Genomic DNA, 21,921 nt, shown 5'->3' with positions numbered 1-21,921 from the left:
CTCGCTGCGAATATAAATCTTTGCCTTACACCCCCGACAACTCCCGATCTTTTATTATTGCTTTTTTGCTGTGGACTTACTTACGCTATATTTAGCGTACAAGTGTACTGGCACTTGAAACGTCTAGCTATTGTGCGATCGCCAAAACTGAAAAATTTCTGAACAGACAATAATTAATGATAAAATAGCTTAAGGATTCAGCTCCCCAATTGTGGTAATCTGACAAAATCCACTTTCATTCTCGATCGAGTGCGTGCAGCTATGCGAATCGGTAAAATTTTACAAAAGTTTCTGCTTTTCACAATAGCGTTATTTTTCGCAGTATCGCTGTTAATTAAAGTTACTAAATTTCACAATTATTTTGGCATCAACCGTGCCGATACCGAAGTAAAAGTTGTTGCCCTCACCTACGATGACGGGCCATATCCTCCCTATACAAATCAGCTTTTAGATATCTTAGACCGCTATCAAGTTAAAGCAACTTTTTTTGAAATCGGCCGCAATATTGAGAAACATCCAGAAATCGTGAAACTGATTGTAGCGAGGGGAGATGAGTTGGCAAACCATTCTTACTCTCACAAAGATATGATGTTTAAACCCCAGGAATTTTTGCTGTCTGAGATTAAAAAAACAGACAAACTTTTGCAAGAGTTGGGCGTTAAACAAGAAACTATCAGTTTTCGGCCGCCTTGGGGTCGGCGATTTGTAGTTTTGTCTTATTTGCTATCCCAAATGCACAAAAAACTGATTATGTGGGATGTGGATTCCCACGATTATGAAAAAACACTTACGGCGGAAGATATCGCAAATCGGGTGATTGACAATGTGCGATCGGGTTCGATTGTGGTGATGCACGACGGCGGGGGCGATCGCTCGAAAACCGTAGCAGCAACTGAGATGATTGTCAAGGATTTGCAGTCGAAAGGTTACAAGTTTAAAACTGTTTCTGAGTTGTTGAAATAGCAGTAGGGTGCGTCAGCCACAATTATTTTCGCGACGAACGATTAAAAGGGCGGGTTTTTGAGATTGTCAATTATTGGCAGATATTTTTCGTGAACCCGCCCCTACCGTATTAGGGGTAATCGAACGGACATAATATAAATGGTGCGTCAGAATTAGACTTTTCGTGCAGATTTAAAATTTCCAACCTGACGCACCTTACTACAATCAATAACCAAGATAGTTTGCCACATAATTAGCAATTTTTATGCTGCCACCAGCTTGCCCCATTCTCTCTAAGCCATTTTTAACGCAACTGGCTAAATATTTATCATCTTGCAAAGTGCGATCGACTGCCAAAGCAGCTTCCTTGATAATATGAGAATTCGCGGGTTGTGTGCCAATAACCTGCACCGAATGACCTAAAAGCCGATTTTGAGCCTCCGCAAACCGATAGGTAAAGGCAGGGCCGTTTCCCGGTACTGCAATTACAGGTTTTCCCAAGCCCACAGCTTGTTCTACAGCAGTTCCAGTCATCCCAATTACTAAACTAGACTGCTGCAAAATATCGGCGAAAGCATCGGCCCAGCACATCACTTCGACTAATTTTTCTTCAGAAAAAGACCGTTTGATTGCTGGAAAAATGAGCTTGCCCGATCGCATTTGCCATCCAGAGCGCGCCGCAATATCATCTAATTGAGGCATTAAAGCCGGAACTAAAGCTGCCCGAAACTGCACCGGTACAGTAGAGTTACTAGCAATTTCTTTAACCAGTTCCAGCAGCAAAACGAGGTTGTTAGTGGCTTCCGGGAGGCGAGAACCGGGCAGAAGGGCGATCGTCCGAACTCCGGGTATTAACTGCCAATCTTTGCCCGTAGAATTGAGGTTGTCCATGACAGGATTGCCGACAAACTGAGCTTTCTTTAAACCCTGTCGGTTTAAGTCAGCAGCAGTCAAAGCATCTCTAGTAAAAACCGCCAGACATTTCTCCGAGCAAAGCAACTGCCACAAGATTAAACCCAAATCGACTCGCCCTTCGTAATAACTAGAATGGGCCGATAGAAAAATTATATAGGGGCGGTTGCTGGCATGGGCGATCGCCCCCGCGACAATATCCCCAGTGGCCACCACCAAATCGCAGCGGCGCGAATGCGTCCAAACAGCTTGCAATTGCTGCCAAGTCAAAGCAATCAGCCCCGCCCCAATATCTTTGAGGAAAAACAGGGGATTCATGTAAAAAACTCCCCCAGACGGCATTTGACTGGTGGGCCCAATAATTGGCACGGTCGATCGGCGGTAAGCAGCCCCGTCACCTACAATCGGCATTGCCGAAACATCAACATCCGCGCCAGATACTCTCAAAGCTTTGAGAATTTGACAGTTAATCGCGTCTTCCCCGTGCCCGTTGCTGAGGAAAAGTATCCCCTTCGATTTCATATAATCAGAATACAATCAGAATCAGTGCCGAGCTTTTTTTAAAGACAGCCGTGCGATAGCTAAACTCGGGCGGGCTAACTTTTTGTTAGTCTAATTTAAATACATTGTGGAAGTGAAACAGCGTGAATATTGAAATTGGGCGGGGCAAAAGCGCTCGCAGAGCTTACGGCATAGATGAAATCGCGCTCGTACCCGGACAGCGCACCCTCGATCCGAGTTTGGCAGATACCAAGTGGCAGATTGGCGGGATCGATCGAGAAATCCCGATCATCGCCAGCGCCATGGATGGAGTAGTCGATGTCCGCATGGCCATTTTGCTGTCGGAATTGGGAGCAATGGGCGTGCTCAACCTAGAAGGAATTCAAACCCGCTATGCCGACCCCCAGCCAATATTAGAGCGCATCGCCAGTGTCGGGAACCACGAATTTGTTTCCCTGATGCAGGAACTTTATGCCGAACCCATCAAGCCAGAATTAATCGAGCTCAGAATTAAAGAAATTAAAGCAGGAGGAGGGATTGCCGCCGTTAGCGGTACACCGGCCGGTGCGAGCAAATACGGCCGGGCGGTTGCTGAATCTGGAGCCGATATATTTTTTGTGCAAGCAACTGTAGTCTCGACAGCTTTCCTTTCCCCTGAATCGATCTCATCTTTAGATTTGACTCAATTCTGTCAAGAAATGCCGATCCCAGTAATTTTGGGTAACTGCGTGACCTACGAAGTCGCCCTGAATTTAATGAAAACTGGCGCTGCGGGCATTCTCGTGGGCATTGGGCCGGGGGCTGCTTGCACATCTAGGGGCGTATTGGGTGTCGGCGTTCCCCAAGCCACAGCGGTAGCAGACTGCGCCGCCGCGCGGGACGACTACTATCGCGAAACTGGCAAATACGTGTCGGTGATTGCTGACGGCGGTTTAATTACTGGCGGCGATATCTGCAAGTGCATTGCCTGTGGTGCCGATGGAGTGATGATTGGTTCGCCCTTTGCCAGGGCCGCCGAAGCTCCCGGCCGCGGCTTTCACTGGGGGATGGCGACTCCCAGCCCGGTTTTGCCGCGTGGCACTCGCATTCGCGTGGGGACTACGGGTACTGTGGAGCAAATTTTGCGGGGGCCTGCGGTGCTAGATGACGGTACGCACAACTTGCTCGGAGCTCTGAAAACTAGCATGGGCACCTTGGGCGCTAAGGATCTTAAGGAGATGCAGCAAGTGGAAGTGGTAATTGCTCCTTCTCTGCTGACTGAGGGTAAAGTCTATCAAAAAGCTCAGCAGTTGGGCATGGGTAAGTAGATTTACCGATCGAATACCACTATACCTTGACAAAATTTGTTCCACAGTCTCGAAATTTACAGAATATTGTGGAATTATCGAGAAGGAGATGTCACAATAGAAGAAGCGGAGACGCATGTTTCCGTTCACTCCTCACACCACACTCCGCCCGGACTACTGTTCGGGCGGTTCCTTTTTTGTCGGAAATCTTGGCTCTTGCTTACTAGATACAGGACTGAGGCTTTTCGCTCCGGAGAGGGGGAGGGGGGGAGAGAGGGAGAGTGGGAGAGTCTGGGAGTGGGAGAATTTTTCTTCTATATAAGTGCATTCTGCCTTGGGAAACATAAATGCCTTGGGAAACATAAGTGCCTTCTTCCTTCAGAAACCTTGTGCCTTCTTCCTTCTACCGTCTTCCCTCTTCCTTCTGCCGTCTTCCTTCAAAAGCCTTCTGTTAAAATCGTTGACGCAAGTGGTTACATTTTTTGCTAGACTTGTTATCCGAGAAATAGTATTTACAAGGATGGCTAGGGATGTCAGCAGCCGCGCAAGTAACCGACTCTACCTTTAAGCAGGAAGTGCTCGATAGCGAAGTTCCAGTTCTAGTGGATTTTTGGGCTCCCTGGTGCGGGCCCTGTCGGATGGTGGCGCCCGTCGTAGACGAAATTGCCCAGCAATATGAAGGGCAGGTCAAGGTAGTAAAAGTTAATACCGACGAGAATCCTAACGTGGCCAGCCAATACGGTATCCGCAGCATTCCGACGCTGATGATATTTAAGGGCGGTCAACGGGTGGATATGGTGGTTGGGGCAGTTCCGAAAACTACTCTGGCCAACACTCTGGAAAAGTACATTTAACTGAACTGCGGGCGGTTTCGCGCTGTTCTTTGTGGGCCGCGAAAGCTAACTCGCTTCAGAACCGGGGCTAAGCTACGGGAAAAGTTATTAGTGGCCAGCATGGCAATTTGCTGGTGGCTATTGGCTTCTAACTTTGGCTTGCCCCTTAATTTTTATTAGCGACAATTTGTTACCGTTTCGGAAAAATTCATGATTCGTTCTGGGTCTGGTCAAGGTTTTGAGTCCCTCCAAGCTGAAGTGATGGATTTGTTCGATCGCTTGCCAATGTTGAAGCACTCTGAGTGGATCGAACGATCGCTCTCTACTATAGTGCAAATGGCCGGAGAGGATCTCGATCGCCTAGACTGGAAAATTATTGCGGCGTCCCTCCGAGATATGGAGAGCGCTTTTGAGATGTTTTATCCTTACCGACACGTTCGCAAAATTGTGATTTTTGGTTCGGCGAGGGTGTCACCGCAATCGGCAGAATATTTGATGGCCAGAGACTTTGCGCGGGCGATCGCCCAGCAGGGGTTTATGGTGATTACTGGTGGCGGTGGCGGAATTATGCAGGCGGGGAACGAGGGGGCGACTGCTGAACGTTCTTTTGGACTGAACATTCAGTTGCCTTTCGAGCAGAGTTCTAATCCTTTCATTGCGGGCGATCCCAAATTGCTCAATTTTAAATATTTTTTCACTCGTAAGTTATTTTTTCTCCGGGAGAGCGATGCTTTGGCTCTGTTTCCGGGCGGTTTCGGCACTCTGGACGAGGCTTTTGAGTGTCTGACTTTGACTCAAACTGGCAAGTTCGGGCCGGCTCCTTTGGTATTGATCGATCGACCGGGAGGAGATTATTGGCACGATTGGAATTATTTTGTGCAAAAACAATTGCGCGGCCGGGGTTTGATTTCAGCCAACGATCGCAGCCTGTATACGATTACGGACGATATAAATGTCGCTTGCGAGGCGATCGGTAGTTTTTATCTGGTTTATCACTCCTGCCGCTACGTGCGCGAAAAATTGGTAATTCGCTTAAAAACAGAGCTTTCTGAGGAGAATGTCGATCGGCTAAATACTGATTTTAGCGATATTGTTGTCACCGGAAAAATTGAAAAAAGTCAAGCTTTGGAACCGGAAATTGGAGATGAAACTTTCGATATGCCGCGCCTGACTTTGCATTTCAACCAGCGGGATTTGGGGCGGCTTTACCAGCTAATTGCTGCTATTAATCAAATGGGTGCAGCATCACCCGCCGCAGCGCATCCAGAACAAAAGTAGTTATTAGTCATTAGTCATTAGTTATCAGTCATTAGTCATTAGTCTGTAGAGGCGGGTTTCACGAGAAATAGTTGTAACTAACTCAGGGGATAAATAAACCCGCCCCTCTGATTGAGGATCGCGAATTAAATAATTTACACAAGGAAAGTGTGGAGTAGGGCTTGGGCGTCCCGCCCGCCCTTTCTGGACGGGCTTTCTGGCCCATCCCACAAGAACCATCACGCATTGTAAGTTATTTAATTCTCATTCCTGAGATAAATTTGACAGACTGTCTTTTGACAAAATCGATAGGCTACATTTAGGATATTCAACACTCATCAATAATCAATCAGCAGTAAAAAAACTAATAACTAATGACTGCTGACTACTAACTCAAAATGCTAGACCTGCTGCTAATTGCAATTTTGGGATTTCTCGGCAGTTTCGGTCACTGCGCTGGGATGTGCGGCCCGCTGACAATGGCGTTTTCTCTTTCTAATTCCGGCAACGATAAATTAGCTGCTTTGCGCTTTCATTTGCTGCTGAATTTGGGGAGAATTGCTGCTTACGCTTTGGTTGGTGCTGCAATTGGCGGACTGGGTTCGGTGTTAATTGCTGGCGGACTTTTGGCAGGTACGGGTAGCGAATTGCGACGGGCGATCGCACTTCTCACGGGCACGATGCTGATTTGGTTCGGAGTAGTGCAAATTAAACCGAACTTGCTGCCGAGATTGCCACTGCTGCACCCGCTATCGCACGATCGAGTCGGACAAGCAATGAGCAAGCTTTCGGCACAAAAAAACTGGTGGGTGCCGATTGCTTTGGGTTTGCTTTGGGGTTTGATTCCCTGCGGTTTCCTCTACGCGGCGCAAATTAAGGCGGCGGAAACCGGAAATCCGGTTTTGGGTGCGGCGACGATGCTGGCTTTTGGACTCGGCACGCTGCCAACTATGCTGGGAGTGGGTTTTTTTGCTGGCAGATTGAGCGCGGACAAGCGCAGTCAACTGTTTCGTGCGGGTGGTTGGGTGACGATATCGATCGGGATTCTTACCTTGCTGCGAACCGATGAAATGGTCGATTTTACAGGCCACGCAGCGCTGCTGTGCTTGATGCTAGCACTGTTGGCGCGTCCGGTGAGCAAGTTTTTGCCACAACTGCTGCGCTACCGCCGCGCTTTGGGTGTGGGCGCGTTTGTCTTAGCACTCGCCCACACGTTTCATATGCTGGATCATACGCTGAAATGGAATTTTGACGCGCTATCTTTTATGTTGCCGCAGCACCAGTTGGGAATGGTGGCTGGGATGACGGCGCTGCTGTTGATGTTGCCGGCGGCGGTTACAAGTTGCGATCGTATTCAAAATTTTTTAGGCAAGCTGTGGCGAATGCTTCACCTGTTAAGCGTTCCAGCTTTCTTGCTGTGCGCTGTACACGCCGCACTCATCGGTTCCCACTATCTCGGCGGTTTTGAATGGAAGTTGCACAATCAACTGCTGACAGCGGTGTTAGCGGTGGTTGTGGTGTTAGTTATGTTTGTGCGATCGCGCTTGTTTTGGTCACTTTTATCACTAGAAAATTTCTATGTTTCACCTGTCAAACAAAAGTAAAACTTTAGGATTGTTAGTATTTTTGGGATTGCTAATTGAAGCAGCAATTCCCAGTGCCCCGCAGTTAAACTCGATTTCTGTTTTAGCGCACGAAGTCGAAGTATCGGGAGATGTCGCCGCTACCTTTCACCTCGAACCCAACCACAATCCCCGCGCCGGACAGCCTGCGAGAGTGTGGTTTGCGCTCACTCGCAGGGGCGGTCAAATTATCCCGCTAGAGCAGTGTAATTGCAAATTAGCGGTTTATCCTAAAAATCGTAAAGATGGGGATAAGCCGCTGATGCAGCCGCCTTTAACCGCCATATCTGCGGAGAAATATCAAGGGATTCCGGGAGCTAATATCGTGTTTCCCAAGGCGGGGATTTACGAACTTGAATTGAGCGGAACAGCCAAAAACAAAGCTAATTTTAAACCCTTTAAACTGACTTATACAGTCACAGTTCGCTAAGATAATCTTTCCCTCACCGAACATCAATCTTGTAGGGGCGGGTTCACCGACAATAAATGCCTAAAACCCACAATCTCATAAACCCGCCCCCACCCAACTAAGATAATCTTTCCATCACCGAACATCAATCTTGTAGGGGCGGGTCAACCTGCCAATAAATGCCTAAAACCCACAACCTCATAAACCCGCCCCCACCCAACTAAGATAATCTTTCCCTCACCGAACATCAATCTTGTAGGGGCGGGTCAACCTGCCAATAAATGCCTAAAACCCACAACCTCATAAACCCGCCCCCACCCAACTAAGATAATCTTTCCCTCACCGAACATAAATCTTGTAGGGGCGGGTCAATCTGCCAATAAATGCCTCAAACCCACAATCTCATAAACCCGCCCCCACCCAACGGCAAATCATAATCTACCTTTAAGATACAAGAAAATACAACCCAAATCTGTATAAAACCTTAAAAGTTGCCAACTCTACAAAATGTCACAAATTTTTACACTACATTATAACCAGTGTCCATTCTTGATCTCGTGGAAACAAACCTCTTTTGAACTGAGCAAAGGATATAACGATGGATATCTTATCTAACACCGTGGCGCTGTCACGGATGCAATTTGCGCTAACCGCCATATTCCATATGCTGTGGCCAGTTCTGACTACGGGAATGGGAATTTATCTGGTAATTGTTGAAGGAATGTGGCTGAAAACTCGCAATCCAGACTACTACCATCACGCTCGTTTTTGGTCTAAACTCTACGTCCTCAACTTCGGTATTGGAGTAGCTTCAGGAATTCCAATGGAATTTCAATTCGGCACAAACTGGGCACCATTTTCTGAAGCTGTTGGTGACTTTTTTGGCAGCATTTTGGGATTTGAAGCTTCAATGGCATTTATGCTAGAAGCCGGCTTTTTAGGGATTATGCTGTTTGGTTGGGAACGCGTTCACCCGATCGTCCATTATTTCGCTACAATCATGGTAGCCTTCGGCGCTAACCTATCCACAGTGTGGATTTTAGTCGCTAACTCTTGGCTGCAAACTCCTGCGGGTGGAGAAATGGTCAATGGCAAGTTTATTGTCAGCGATTACTTTCAAGCAATTATGAATCCGTTCGCATTAAACAGCATTCTCCATATGTTTTTTGCGACGTTAGAAACTTCCCTGTTTGTCATTGGTGGCATTAGCGCTTGGTACATTCTCAATAAGCGCAACCAAGCCTTTTTTTCCAAGTCTTTAAAAATTGCCATAGCAACAGCAATCGCCGTTGCACCTTTGCAAATATACATCGGACATTTGAGCGCCGAACAAGTTTATCACTATCAACCCACTAAATTAGCAGCAATCGAAGCTAAGTGGGAAACTTCACCAGCCGGAGAGTCAGCCGATTGGACTTTGCTAGCTTTGCCTAATGAAAAAGCCCAAAAAAATGACTGGGAAATTAGCATTCCCAATGGCTTAGGATACGTTCTGGAATTCAAACAAAAACTCTCCGAACCCGTACTCGGATTGAAGGAATGGAAGCCAGAAGATAGACCCCGGATGGTGGGTTTAATCTATTATTGTTTCCGCATCATGTCCGGCATTGGATTCTTCTTTGTTGGATTGATGCTGTTCAGTATAATTCAGTGGCTGCGAGGCAAACTTTCTGCTGAAAATATCGGCAGTCAACCTTGGCTGATGCGCGCTTGGGTCTTAGCTGCTCCCCTAGGATATATTGCTGTAGAATCGGGTTGGATTGTCCGCTGTGTCGGCAGACAACCGTGGGCTTTATACGGGCAAATTCGCACTGCTGACGCGGTGTCAAACATCCCCGCCAGCAATGTTTTAACTTCTCTCAGTTTCTTTGCCGTTATTTACAGCTTTTTGTTTGTTTGTGCCTTGTATTTTGGCAGCCGAATTATCCGCCAAGGGCCTAATTTAAGTCTGCCAGTACCGGGATTAGACAATGAACCCGCAATCGAAAGTCAACCCGCAGAACACATTCCCGATCAACGTCCCTTGGAAGCACAACAATAGGAGATTTTATGCAAGCTTTGGAGCATTTTCTCCCACAAGTTTGGTTTGTTGTTTTGGCTTTGTTTCTCCTGCTATATGTCATGCTAGACGGTTTTGACTTAGGAGTAGGCATCCTGTCTCTTACTGCTTCCGACGAGGAACGCCGGGGCATTTTAATGACAAGTTTGGGCAACGTTTGGGATGCTAACGAAACTTGGCTGGTTTTAATGGGAGGCGCTCTGTTTGGCGCTTTTCCCCTCGCTTACGGCACGATTCTGACAGCGCTGTACATACCGATTTGCATGATGCTTTTTGGTTTGATATTTCGGGCTGTAGCCTTTGAATTTCGCGAGCATTCTAATCGCAAATTATTCTGGAATTATGCCTTTGGTGCTGGCAGTTTTTTAGCAGCTTTAGCTCAAGGATTTGCCCTCGGTGCTGTGCTCGAAGGCATTGCGGTTGATGAAGCTGGTCACTTTGTGGGTACTACTTGGGATTGGCTGGATTGGCGATCGATCTTGGTTGCTTTGACGCTGATTCAAGGGTATGTTTTGATCGGTTCAACCTATCTAATTATGAAAACGGAGGGCGAACTGCAAACAAATCACTATCGCACGGCTAAGATTGCGGCGGTGACAACTTTAATCGGAGCGATTTTAATTACGATCGCCACTCCGATTTTTTACGAAAGTGCTAGATCCAGGTTGTTTGATAAACCGCTAGTTTATGTCTTTGCCACGATTCCTTTGCTGGGAGTGCTGTTGGTAGGACTGTTGCTAAAAAGTCTCGCCAGCAAAGAAGAACGCACGCCGTTTATCTGGACGATTCTAATTTTTTTGCTCACTTTCATCGGCTTGGGATTGATTGTTTTTCCATACATTATTCCCTCGAAAATCACGATTTACCAAGCCGCTGCTTCGCCCAGCGCCCTGGTATTTATGATTGTGTTCATCGGCTTTCTGATCCCGATTATGATTTTTTACAACATCTACAATTATGTTGTGTTTCGGGGTAAGGTTGTCGGCGGTCACTACGGGGAATAAAGCATAATAAAACCGCAGAGAGACGCAAATATACGCAGATAATATCAACTCTATATCTGCGTTTATCTGCGTCTCTCTGCGGTTAAAAATTACAAATTCTCGTTTTTTGATACCATTATAACTTATGCAACCGTGTTTTAGATCACTATCCCTGTCAAATAATAAAATACAATGTAATAAAATATTCTAATTTAACTTTTGTCTAATAGGGGGAGGAATGAGTTATGGATGCCGTAAATTTGTCAGGTTATCAAATAACAGAGCAGCTATACGCAGGTACACGCACCCTAGTCTATCGAGCAATCCGTACCAGCGATCAATACCCAGTCGTCATCAAACTGCTGCGAAACGAATACCCCACCTTCAACGAGCTCGTCCAGTTTCGCAACCAATATACCATTGCCAAAAATCTCGACTTCCCTCACATCGTCAAACCCCTGACGCTGGAAGTATACCAGAATAGCTATGCCCTAGTAATGGAGGACTTTGGCGGAGTCTCCCTATCTACTTATCTCAAAACAGCAACAAATGAAACCCAACCATCTCAAGCTTTACCTTTAGCAGAATTTCTCCAACTCGCCATACAACTAACAGACATTATCCACTATCTCTACCAAAAGCGAGTCATTCACAAAGATATTAAACCGGCTAATATTCTCATTAATCCAGACACCCAACAAATTCAAGTAATTGACTTTAGTATTGCATCCCTCCTACCGCGAGAAACCCAAGAAATCCAGAATCCAAATATTTTAGAAGGAACATTAGCCTATCTCTCCCCAGAACAAACAGGACGGATGAATCGAGGCATTGACTATCGAAGTGACTTTTATTCCCTGGGTGTGACCTTTTATGAATTGTTGACAGGAAAGTTACCATTTATCTCTGATGATCCGATGAAAGTGGTGCATTGTCATCTCGCCAAACAGCCAATACCGATCCATCAAATTAATCCAGAAATCCCCTTAATTTTATCGCAAATTGTCAGTAAGCTGATGGCGAAAAATGCCGAAAAACGCTATCAAAGTACATTAGGACTCGAGCACGATTTAGAGATTTGTTTACTTCAGTTACAAAAAACAGCTAAAATAGAATATTTTGAACTCGGAAAGCAAGAGAGTAGCGATCGCTTTACTATCCCCGAAAAGCTTTACGGTAGAGAAAAAGAAGTTGCTCAACTATTAGCTGCCTTTGAGCGAGTCAGCCTGGGAGCAACAGAAATGATGCTAGTAGCAGGTTTTTCTGGAATTGGGAAAACCGCCGTTGTCAATGAAGTTCACAAACCCATTGTCCGTCAGCGCGGTTATTTTATCAAAGGCAAGTACGATCAATTTCAACGCAACATTCCCTTTAGTGCCTTTGTGCAAGCCTTCCGCGACTTAATGGGTCAATTGCTATCAGAATCGGATACCCAACTGCAAACATGGAAAACCCAGATTTTAGCAGCAGTGGGAGAGAACGGACAAGTCATGATTGACGTGATTCCTGAGTTAGAAGGCATAATTGGCGCTCAACTTCCTGCAACAGAGTTGTCAGGAAATGCCGCCCAAAATCGCTTTAATCTGCTCATGCAGAAATTTATGCAAGTTTTTACAAGCAAAGAACATCCTTTAGTGATGTTTTTGGATGACTTGCAATGGGCGGATTCAGCCTCCCTGAATATGCTACAATTATTGATGAGGGATACAGGATATTTATTAGTATTGGGGGCCTATCGAGATAATGAAGTTTCGCCAGTGCATCCATTTATTTTAACAGTGGATGAAATAGTTAAAACTGGGGCAACAGTGAATACGATTACTTTGCCACCGTTAAGCGAGCCCGATATGAACTTGTTGGTGGCGGATACGCTGAATTGCGAATCATTCCTTGCTCAACCTTTGACAAATTTAGTCTATCAAAAAACTCAGGGCAATCCTTTCTTTGCCACTCAGTTTCTCAAGGCATTACATGACGATAAGCTAATTAGCTTTAATTGGGATATTCGGCATTGGCAGTGTGATATTGCCCAAGTCAAAGCCTTAGCGATCACTGATGATGTGGTTGAATTCATGGCATTGCAATTGCAGAAGCTGCCGCCAGAAACTCAGGATGTTCTCAAATTAGCTGCTTGTATAGGAGCGCAGTTTGATTTGAATACGTTAGTAATTGTCAGTGAGAAATCTGCTGCAATGACGGCGACGGCTTTATGGAAAGCATTGCAGGAAGGTTTGGTGATTGCCACGACCAACATCTATAAGTTCTTTACCCAATCGGATAGTAATGAAGCTTTTAAGGCTTCAGCTAATCCAACTTATCGGTTTTTACACGATCGCGTTCAACAAGCTGCCTATTTGTTGATTCCCGACGAGCGCAAGCAAGCCACACATCTACAGATCGGTCAACTACTTTTGAAAAATACTGTTTTGGCAGATAGTGAGGAAATTATCTTCGATATTGTCAACCAACTAAATCGTGGTCGGTACTTATTAAACGATACACAAGAAAAGGAAAAATTGAGCAAATTAAACTTAGTGGTCGGACGAAAAGCTAAAACTTCTACCGCCTATGCTGCTGCCTGCGAGTATATGACTACTGGCATGGAATTATTGGCAGAAGACAGTTGGAATACTCAATATGACTTATGCTTTTCGCTCCACAAAGAACGGGTTGAAGTTGAGTATTTAAAGGGGAATGTTGAAGAGTCCAAAATCTGGAGTGTTCGCACTCTGGAACAGGCAAAGACACCCCTAGACAAGGCGGAAATTTACAACTTGGTAATTATTCAATACACCCTACTGGCTGAATATCCCGAAGCTATTGCCGCGGGAATTGAGGCTTTATCTTTGTTGGGAGTTGATATTAGTGATAATGATTTTGAGTTGGTGCGCGATCGCGAAATTGCTACCGCTCAAGCCATCTTAGAAAGCCGAGCGATCGCTTCTCTGAGTGATTTACCGATGATGACCGATCCTGAGAAAAAAATGGCGACAAAGTTAGCTATTGCTATGGGTCCCCCCACCTATCGATCGCACCAGCGTCTGTGGTCAGTCATTTGTGCCAAGGCTGTTAATCTGTGTTTGCAATATGGTAATACTCCTGAAGTGGGCTATATTTACCCAGCTTACGGTGGCTTACGTGGTTATGCTTTAAATAACTATCAAGACACAGGTGAGTTAATCGATTTAACGCTGCAATTAATGCCAAAATTTAATAATTGTTCAGCCGAAAGTGTAGCCTATTTAATGATTGGTAGCTCTCTCCGCCATTGGTCTCATCCTCTCAAGGTAGCCAGCCAAGATTACCAAACTTCCTATCAAATTGGTTTGGAATCAAGTAATTTACAATATGCTGCCTATGCTTTTGGACACAATATGTACTGTCATTTTTATCAAGGAGTAGAACTGAAGCAACTAGAGGCAGAAATTAATCACTCTCTGGCTTTTAGTAAAAATCAAAAAAATCAATGGGCTATCGATCTACTGACTGGTGGTCAAATGCTTGTATCGAGTTTGAGAGGAACGATAACTTGGTCGGAAATTAGAGAAGCTGAGTATCTGGAGCGCTGTCGAAGCCATAAAAACTGGCAAGTTATCTGTATTTATCATATTCTCAAAAGCCAAATTCTTTATCTCTACGATCGCCCCAATGAAGCTTTAGAATATGCCCAGAAAGCTGAAGATGAGATTGTCAATGTTGCTCCCCAAGGCTTACTTCCTTATGCCAGACATCGCTTCATCTATGCTCTGTTGTTGTGTCAAAATTATCATCAAAGTTTAAATGTAAAACAATCTGAGTTGTGGCAAAGATTGGTAGCCTATCAACAGCAATTAGCGGTTTGGGTGCAAAACTGCCCGGATAATTTTAGCCCTGCCTATGAACTGCTTTCAGCAGAAATGGCGCGTGTTTCTGGAGATAAATTAGCTACAATTGAACTGTACGATCGCGCGATCGCATCCGCCAGCAAAAGTGATTTAATCCAAGAAGAAGCCCTCGCCAACGAACTAGCAGCCAAATTCTACCTAGAATGGGGCAAAGAAAAAGTAGCTCAAGCCTACATGATTGAAGCGTATTATTGTTATGCCCGATGGGGAGCTAAAGCCAAAATTGACGATTTGGAAAAACGTTATCCTCGCCTACTCAGTCTTATCCTTCAGCAACCTCAATCCTTTACTTCCTTTAAGGAAACGATCGCCCGGGGAACAATTACTTCTACTCACTCTTCTAGCAGCCACTCTGAATTTCTAGATTTGCCTACTTTGATCAAAGCCTCTCAAGCTATTTCTGGGGAGATTGAACTAGATAAACTCCTGACTACTCTCCTAAAAATAGTCATTACGAACGCTGGGGCAGATAAGTGTGTCTTAGTGCTAAAACAAGATATTGAGTTACAGGTAGTAGCCCTTGTTGTAGAGGGGCAGGAACCGCAACTATTACCATCAATATCGCTAGAATCAAGCCAGGATGTAGCGATTAGTTTGGTCAATACTGTCAAGCGGAGTTTGAAACCGCTGGTACTTGCCGATGCGAGGGTAAATCCTCAGTTTGCTGGAGATAGTTATATTGAACAGCACCAGCCTAAAAGTGTGCTTTGCAGTCCAATTGTTAATCAAGGTAAGTTGATTGGAATTCTGTATCTGGAAAATAACTTGACGGTTGGGGCATTTACGAGCGATCGGGTCGAACTGCTCAACTTACTTTGCGGTCAAGCCGCCATATCTTTAGAAAACACCCGACTCTATGCCCAAGAGCAGGAAAAATCCCAGTCATTACGAGCATCACTAGAACAATTAAAACAGGTCGAAGAATCTCTAGCCAAAGAACGAGAGTTCTTGAATGCCATTATTCACAATATTACAGATGGGATTGTTGTTTGTAATGCTAGTGGCAAATTGACCCTATTCAACAAGGCAACTCGTGAGTTTCATGGCTTACCCGTGGAATCATTACCACCCGAACAATGGCCCGAACACTTCGCTCTCTATCAAGCTGATGGTCAAACACCTCTATCAACAGCGGAAATCCCACTGTTTCGCGCCTGGCAAGGAGAAATAGTCGAAAATGTAGAAATGGTAATTGCGCCGAAGCATGGTTCTACCAGAATTCTGTTAGCCAGCGGACAAGCAATCTTCGATCATTTGGGAAAAAAAGTCGGTGCGGTAGTTGTGATGCGAGATATTAGCGATCTCAAACGCATCGAAGCCGAACGTCAACAAAAGTCTGAAGCCCTAGAAAAGACTCTACGAGAACTGCAACAAGCTCAAATCCAACTTATCCAAGGTGAAAAAATGTCCGCCTTGGGCAATTTAGTAGCTGGTGTCGCTCACGAAATCAACAACCCTGTCGGCTTCCTGGCTGGCAACATTACCCCAGCCTTAGACTACATCAATGATTTGTTTGGATTGCTCGATTTGTATGAACAAAAATATCCGCAACTCGATCCAGAGATTCAAGAAGAAATCGAGAACATCGATCTGGAATACATCCGGGAAGATTTACCGAAATTAGTAAGTTCGATGCAGGAAGGCGTGAAGCGGATTCGGGATATTAGTACCAGTCTACGGACATTCTCCCGTGCGGATACTAACTATCCCGTAGCTTGCAATATCCACGATGGCATCGATAGCACCATTATGATCCTGAAACATCGCCTCAAGGCTAGCGATACTCGTCCAGAAATCAAAGTGATTAGGGAATATGGGAATTTGCCACCCGTGGAGTGTTATGCCGGACAGTTGAATCAAGTATTTATGAATTTGTTAGGTAATGCGATCGATGCTTTGGAGGAATCAAATCAAGGACGAAATTATGCAGAAATTGTCAATAAAATTACAATTAAAACCGAAATTTGTCTTGACAAAAAACAAGCAATAATTTGCATTAAAGATAACGGTGTGGGCATGAGTGAGGCCGTGCAAGAGAAGATTTTTGATGAGTCATTTACTACCAAGAAAGTCGGTAAAGGCACAGGGTTGGGATTGGCGATCGCACGGCAGATTGTAGTTGAGAAACATCACGGACAAATTAAAGTTGATTCTGTCCCTCGCGAGGGGACTGTGTTTTCGATCACTATCCCTGTCATCTAAGGGAATAGAATTGAATTGAATATTATATCAACACATTGGAAACACTACCAAATTAACGAGCATTATTGCAAAACATCAGGCTTGCTCACCTTATTTCGGTAAATCTCCAAGTGAACCATTATCTAGGTCTAACATGAATCCAAATAAAACCATACCTTTAAGACTTGTGCTAGTAGTTCCGTTTGTATTGCAAGTCTTTGCCGCCGTCGGACTGACTGGCTATCTGTCCCTGCGAAATGGACAGATAGCCGTCAATGATGTTTCTAGTCAGTTGCGTGAAGAGATCGGCGATCGCATTAACCTCCAAGTTCTCAACTACTTAGAAAAACCTTATGTTGCTGGACAAACTATCATCGCGGCTGCTCAAGAGGAGCAGATGGATTTAACCGATGTCACCAAACTGGAACGGACTTTTTGGCAGTTAGTCAGTAAAGATACGGTCGAAGTCATGCAAGTTAGTCTGGCTGACGGTACGAGTATACAAGTAGAGGATAGACAAAATAAAGGCATTATGGCTTTGGTTGGGAACAAAGCGGATCTACCTCAGCGCAAAATCTACCAACTTGATGAAAAAGGTGAACGGGCTCTGCTGATAGAAACTCAAGCAAATTTTGACCCCCGCTCTCGCCCCTGGTATAAAAATGCCCAGGAAGCTGGAAGACCAATCTGGACAAATCCTTATTTGGGCATCGCTGTAAAAGTCGCTTCAATTGCTTTAACCCAACCCATCTATGACAAAAATGGCGTGTTCTTAGGCGTTCAAAATAGCATCCTTCGGATTGAGAAAATTCATCATTTCCTCAGCACGCTAAAAGTAGGTCAGACCGGACAAACCTTTATCATTGATCGATCGGGCAACTTGATTGCCAGTTCAAGGATCGAAAATCCTTACATTATTGACCTTAAAAAACAGGATTTGCAACAAATTCCTGCCGTCAAGTCTGAAAATTCTGTAATTAGTGCCACAGCGCAAGCAATCCTCGATCGATTTGGTAACTTTAACGCCATTACACAGAGTCAACAGCTTGATTTTTGGCTGGCAAATCAGCATCAGTTAGTTCAAGTTTCAGCCATTCGAGACGAACGAGGTATCGATTGGCTCAGCGTCATTGTCGTGTCCGAATCAGATTTCATGGCACAAATTGAGGCCCACACGCGCACCACTATTCTGCTCTGTTTGGCGGCGTTGGGTTTGGCAACTATTCTAGGCATCTATACTTCTGGCTGGATTACCAGTCCGATTCTGAAATTACAAAAGGCAAGTGAGGCGATCGCATCTGGCGCTCTTGACCAAACAGTGGCAGTTAAAGGCATTGATGAATTAGAAGCCCTGGCTGGTTCCTTTAACCAAATGGCAGGACAATTGCGAACTTCCTTTACAGAACTAGAAACTCGTGTAGAAGAACGCACCGCCGAACTCACTATTGCCAAAGAAGCTGCCGATAATGCCAACCAAGCCAAGAGCGATTTCCTCGCCAACATGAGCCACGAACTTCGCACACCTCTCAACGGGATTCTCGGCTATGCCCAAATTCTCGAACGTACCAAAACTATACCCGAAAAAGAACGTCATGGTGTAAAAATTATCCACCAATGCGGCTCTCATCTACTAACATTAATCAACGATATTTTAGACCTTTCCAAAATCGAAGCCCGTAAACTAGAACTTACCCCCAAAGCCATTCACTTGCCATCTTTCCTGCAAGGAGTAGTAGAAATCTGTCGAGTGCGTTCAGACCAAAAAGGTATCAACTTCATTTATCAACCAGATATCAACTTACCCACAGGGATTATAACTGACGAAAAACGACTCCGCCAAGTGCTACTCAATCTGTTAGGAAATGCGATTAAATTCACCGATAAAGGCAGCGTTACCCTCAAGGTAGAAGTGATAGAATCAAATGCAACTATGCCATTGCCTCAGCTTAAATTTCAAGCGATCGATACAGGAGTTGGCATCGCATCTGACCAAGTAAAAAAACTATTCCAAGCATTTGAACAAGTAGGCGATCGCAAACGCCAGGCGGAAGGCACAGGCTTAGGTTTAGCCATCAGTCAAAGAATTGTGGAATTGATGGGCGGAAAAATTCAAGTTGAAAGCCATCTGGGAATAGGCAGTAACTTCTACTTTGAAGTAGCACTGCCGATCGCCACCGACTGGGTACAAAAAAGTTCAGTCAAAGACGGGCGCACAATTATCGGCTATGAAGGGCCAGCACGCCACATATTGATCGTGGATGACCGTTGGGAAAATCGGTCAGTATTGGCGAACCTGCTAGAGCCTCTAGGGTTCACATTTACTGAAGCAGAGAATGGTCAAAAAGGTTTAGAAAAAGCTATAGAAAAACTGCCAGATTTAGTTATAACTGACTTAGCGATGCCAGTAATGGATGGCTTTGAAATGCTCAAACAGTTACGAAAATCGGAGGATCTCAATCATTTACGGGTGATAGTATCTTCGGCATCGGTGGCAGAAATAGACCAGCAGAAAAGCTTAGATATGGGTGGAGATGACTTTCTGCCTAAACCCGTTGATGCAGAGGAGTTGTTGACTTTGCTTGCCAAACATTTACAACTCATCTGGAAATATGATGTAACTGAGTTAACAACAAGCAATAATGAAGTATCCACGAAAGAACTAATTCCCCCATCGGCGGCGGACTTGCAAATTTTACTAGAACTGGCACAGGATGGCTTGCTCAGAGAATTGGCAGAAACCGCGGCTCAAATTGGGCAAAAGGATGAGCGCTATCAGCCCTTTATTCAGGAAGTAATACAATTAGCTAAGCAATTCCAAACTGAGAAGATCGAGGAATTAATTCAACAACATCTCACTAATAATAGTTAAAAATTCGATGGCAATGACTATGACCACAGGTTTAACTGGCTTAATTTTAATTGTTGATGATATTCCCACCAATTTGGATGTCATCTCGGAAGCGTTGAGTAATGCGGGGTATAAGGTGGCGATCGCTACCAGTGGCGAACGCGCCCTCCAACAAGTTGAGCGACGACCTCCCGATCTGATTTTACTAGATGTGATGATGCCGGGAATTGATGGATTTGAAACCTGCCAACGCCTTAAAGCTAATGTCAAAACTTGTGATATTCCGATTATCTTTATGACCGCTCTTGCTGATGTAGACAACAAAGTTAAAGGGCTTAAACTTGGTGCAGTAGACTACGTTACCAAGCCCTTTCAAGAACAAGAAGTATTAGCGCGGGTGAAAACTCATTTACAGTTGCGTCTATTGACTCAAACTTTAGAACAGCAAGTGGCGCAAAAAACTGCTGAATTACAAGCAGCTCAGCTCCAAATCATTCAACGCGAAAAAATGTCAGCTCTGGGCAATTTGGTGGCTGGTGTTGCCCACGAAATTAATAACCCAGTTGGCTTTATTTCTGGCAATATTCAGCCCGCTTTAGACTACATCAAAGATTTGTTTGGATTGCTGGATTTAGTTCAGCAAGAATCTGCTAATTTCAGTGTGGCAATTCAAGAGGAAATTGAAGCGATTGACCTCGACTACATCCGTGAAGACTTACCTAAGTTAGTTGGCTCGATGCAAGAAGGAGTAAACCGGATTAAAGACATTAGCATCAGCTTGCGGACATTTTCTCGTGCTGATACCGATTGCCCCGTGGCCTGTAATATTCACGAAGGCATTGATAGTACAATTATGATCCTCAAGCATCGCCTCAAAGCCAATGACTCCCGCCCAGAAATTCAAGTTATTAATGACTGTGGTGATTTCCCAAAAACCGAATGCTATGCCGGACAATTAAATCAGGTATTTATGAATATCTTGGGGAATGCAATCGATGCTGTGAATGAATCAAATATTGGACGTACTTATGCAGAGATCAAAGCCAATCCCAATCAAATTATCGTCAAGACAGAATTATCGGGCGATAGACAACAGGTAGTAATTCGGATTAAAGACAATGGTATTGGCATGAGTGAAGCGGTGCGGGAGAAAGTTTTTGATAATTTATTTACTACTAAGAGTGTGGGTCAAGGAACGGGTTTGGGATTAGCGATCGCGCGTCAAATTGTGGAAGAAACTCACGGTGGAAAATTGAACTGTACTTCTATACTGGGAAAAGGAACAGAGTTTATCATTACCTTACCAACTCAAGCGGAAAACAAAAGTTAATTTTCCCTGGCTTTTCAACTCATTTAATCAATTACTCACTCATAAATTATCAAACAACAAGGAACATGAATACCTCCGACCAAAACAGTAACCCTCCCACAAACGTTCTAATTCTCAACTATCAAATTATCTCCACAGTTTATTCAGGAAGTCGCACCTTAGTTTATCGGGCTATCCGTACCAGTGACCAATTACCTGTGGTCATCAAACTGCTGAAAAACGACTATCCCACCTTTAGCGAACTCGTGCAGTTTCGCAATCAATATACCATTGCCAAAAATCTCAACTCACCTCTGATCGTCCAAACTTATAGCCTGGAACCCTATCAGAATGGTTATGCGCTGGTAATGGAAGACTTTGGGGGAATTTCTCTCAAGGATTGGGTACAGAAAGGGAAAAATACACTCTCTTTGAGAGAGTGTATGGAAATCGCGCTCGCACTCTGCAATACCTTAGATATACTGTATCGCGAGCGCATCATTCACAAAGACATCAAACCCAGCAATATCTTAATTAATCCCGCAACCAAACAAGTCAAATTAATTGACTTTAGTATCGCATCCTTGTTACCACGGGAAACCCAAACACTCATAAATCCCAATGTATTAGAAGGGACACTTGCTTATATTTCCCCCGAACAAACTGGTCGAATGAATCGGGGCATTGACTATCGGACGGACTTTTATTCTTTGGGTGTAACCTTGTACGAATTACTGACAGGAAAGTTACCTTTTGAATCGAATGACCCCATGGAGTTAGTACATTCTCATATTGCCAAAAGTCCACCGAATTTAAGGGAGAAAGATGGCAAAGAGATTCCGCAAGTTTTGTGTGATATTGTCATAAAGTTAATCGCGAAAAATGCCGAAGATAG

At 44.6% G+C, this 21,921-nt stretch carries 13 protein-coding genes; 12 read left to right on the top strand and 1 reads right to left on the bottom strand.

Translation table 11 applies throughout. The annotated features are described in order from the left end of the window. The first annotated feature begins 261 nt into the window (after nucleotides 1-261). Nucleotides 262-963, top strand: coding sequence for a polysaccharide deacetylase family protein (locus tag QUA43_RS26020; RefSeq protein WP_333377762.1), 702 nt, complete (start codon nucleotides 262-264; stop codon nucleotides 961-963). Between the two features lie 204 nt (nucleotides 964-1,167). On the opposite strand, the gene QUA43_RS26015 is transcribed toward QUA43_RS26020, so the two are convergent. Continuing rightward, nucleotides 1,168-2,376, bottom strand: a complete 1,209-nt coding sequence (locus QUA43_RS26015; RefSeq protein ID WP_333377759.1) for a lipid-A-disaccharide synthase-related protein — start codon at nucleotides 2,374-2,376, stop codon at nucleotides 1,168-1,170. Between the two features lie 122 nt (nucleotides 2,377-2,498). Here QUA43_RS26015 and QUA43_RS26010 point away from each other — a divergent pair, with 122 nt between their 5' ends. From QUA43_RS26010 to QUA43_RS25960, 11 genes are all read left to right on the top strand, one after another. Further along, nucleotides 2,499-3,662 carry a GuaB3 family IMP dehydrogenase-related protein gene (locus QUA43_RS26010; RefSeq protein WP_333377757.1) on the top strand — a complete coding sequence of 388 codons (1,164 nt, stop codon included), beginning with the start codon at nucleotides 2,499-2,501 and terminating at the stop codon, nucleotides 3,660-3,662. A gap of 509 nt (nucleotides 3,663-4,171) precedes the next feature. Then, nucleotides 4,172-4,495 (top strand): thioredoxin, encoded by a 324-nt coding sequence (gene trxA, locus QUA43_RS26005; protein ID WP_006631199.1) that lies wholly within the window; start codon nucleotides 4,172-4,174, stop codon nucleotides 4,493-4,495. A gap of 189 nt (nucleotides 4,496-4,684) precedes the next feature. After that, nucleotides 4,685-5,752 (top strand): LOG family protein, encoded by a 1,068-nt coding sequence (locus QUA43_RS26000; protein ID WP_333377754.1) that lies wholly within the window; start codon nucleotides 4,685-4,687, stop codon nucleotides 5,750-5,752. Nucleotides 5,753-6,129: 377 nt separating this feature from the next. Then, nucleotides 6,130-7,335, top strand: coding sequence for an urease accessory protein UreH domain-containing protein (locus tag QUA43_RS25995; protein ID WP_333377751.1), 1,206 nt, complete (start codon nucleotides 6,130-6,132; stop codon nucleotides 7,333-7,335). Next, on the top strand, nucleotides 7,310-7,783 hold the full coding sequence (locus tag QUA43_RS25990; RefSeq protein ID WP_333377748.1) for a hypothetical protein: 474 nt from the start codon (nucleotides 7,310-7,312) through the stop codon (nucleotides 7,781-7,783). The genes QUA43_RS25995 and QUA43_RS25990 overlap by 26 nt, the downstream gene beginning before the upstream one ends. 577 nt (nucleotides 7,784-8,360) lie before the next feature. After that, the gene (locus QUA43_RS25985) at nucleotides 8,361-9,803 is read left to right on the top strand and encodes a cytochrome ubiquinol oxidase subunit I (RefSeq protein WP_333377745.1); all 1,443 of its coding nucleotides are present in this window, start codon (nucleotides 8,361-8,363) and stop codon (nucleotides 9,801-9,803) included. Nucleotides 9,804-9,811: 8 nt separating this feature from the next. Next, complete coding sequence (cydB, locus tag QUA43_RS25980) at nucleotides 9,812-10,825, top strand: cytochrome d ubiquinol oxidase subunit II (protein ID WP_333377742.1); 1,014 nt, start codon at nucleotides 9,812-9,814, stop codon at nucleotides 10,823-10,825. Nucleotides 10,826-11,049: 224 nt separating this feature from the next. Next, nucleotides 11,050-16,890 carry an AAA family ATPase gene (locus QUA43_RS25975; RefSeq protein WP_333377740.1) on the top strand — a complete coding sequence of 1,947 codons (5,841 nt, stop codon included), beginning with the start codon at nucleotides 11,050-11,052 and terminating at the stop codon, nucleotides 16,888-16,890. A 133-nt stretch (nucleotides 16,891-17,023) separates the two neighbouring features. After that, the gene (locus QUA43_RS25970; RefSeq protein ID WP_333377737.1) at nucleotides 17,024-19,738 is read left to right on the top strand and encodes an ATP-binding protein; all 2,715 of its coding nucleotides are present in this window, start codon (nucleotides 17,024-17,026) and stop codon (nucleotides 19,736-19,738) included. 19 nt (nucleotides 19,739-19,757) lie between these two features. Then, complete coding sequence (locus QUA43_RS25965; RefSeq protein WP_333377734.1) at nucleotides 19,758-21,047, top strand: response regulator; 1,290 nt, start codon at nucleotides 19,758-19,760, stop codon at nucleotides 21,045-21,047. A gap of 65 nt (nucleotides 21,048-21,112) precedes the next feature. After that, nucleotides 21,113-21,921: serine/threonine-protein kinase (locus QUA43_RS25960; protein WP_333377731.1), on the top strand; the 809-nt coding region annotated here is incomplete at its 3' end.

Origin of the sequence: Microcoleus sp. N9_B4, assembly GCF_036701635.1 — a bacterium.
In the GTDB taxonomy this organism is placed as follows: Bacteria; Cyanobacteriota; Cyanobacteriia; order Cyanobacteriales; family Microcoleaceae; genus Microcoleus.
Note: the sequence above shows the minus strand (reverse complement) of the source record. Positions and strands in the feature narration are given on the sequence as shown.

What these genes read in the sequence shown, in the direction of transcription:
- QUA43_RS25990 (WP_333377748.1), top strand. Translation starts at nt 7,310, where the DNA reads ATGTTTCACCTGTCAAACAAAAGTAAAACTTTAGGATTGTTAGTATTT.
- QUA43_RS25985 (WP_333377745.1), top strand. Translation starts at nt 8,361, where the DNA reads ATGGATATCTTATCTAACACCGTGGCGCTGTCACGGATGCAATTTGCG.
- trxA (WP_006631199.1), top strand. Translation starts at nt 4,172, where the DNA reads ATGTCAGCAGCCGCGCAAGTAACCGACTCTACCTTTAAGCAGGAAGTG.
- QUA43_RS26000 (WP_333377754.1), top strand. Translation starts at nt 4,685, where the DNA reads ATGATTCGTTCTGGGTCTGGTCAAGGTTTTGAGTCCCTCCAAGCTGAA.
- QUA43_RS26015 (WP_333377759.1), bottom strand. Translation starts at nt 2,376, where the DNA reads ATGAAATCGAAGGGGATACTTTTCCTCAGCAACGGGCACGGGGAAGAC.
- QUA43_RS26020 (WP_333377762.1), top strand. Translation starts at nt 262, where the DNA reads ATGCGAATCGGTAAAATTTTACAAAAGTTTCTGCTTTTCACAATAGCG.
- QUA43_RS25970 (WP_333377737.1), top strand. Translation starts at nt 17,024, where the DNA reads ATGAATCCAAATAAAACCATACCTTTAAGACTTGTGCTAGTAGTTCCG.
- QUA43_RS25995 (WP_333377751.1), top strand. Translation starts at nt 6,130, where the DNA reads ATGCTAGACCTGCTGCTAATTGCAATTTTGGGATTTCTCGGCAGTTTC.
- QUA43_RS25965 (WP_333377734.1), top strand. Translation starts at nt 19,758, where the DNA reads ATGACCACAGGTTTAACTGGCTTAATTTTAATTGTTGATGATATTCCC.
- QUA43_RS25975 (WP_333377740.1), top strand. Translation starts at nt 11,050, where the DNA reads ATGGATGCCGTAAATTTGTCAGGTTATCAAATAACAGAGCAGCTATAC.
- cydB (WP_333377742.1), top strand. Translation starts at nt 9,812, where the DNA reads ATGCAAGCTTTGGAGCATTTTCTCCCACAAGTTTGGTTTGTTGTTTTG.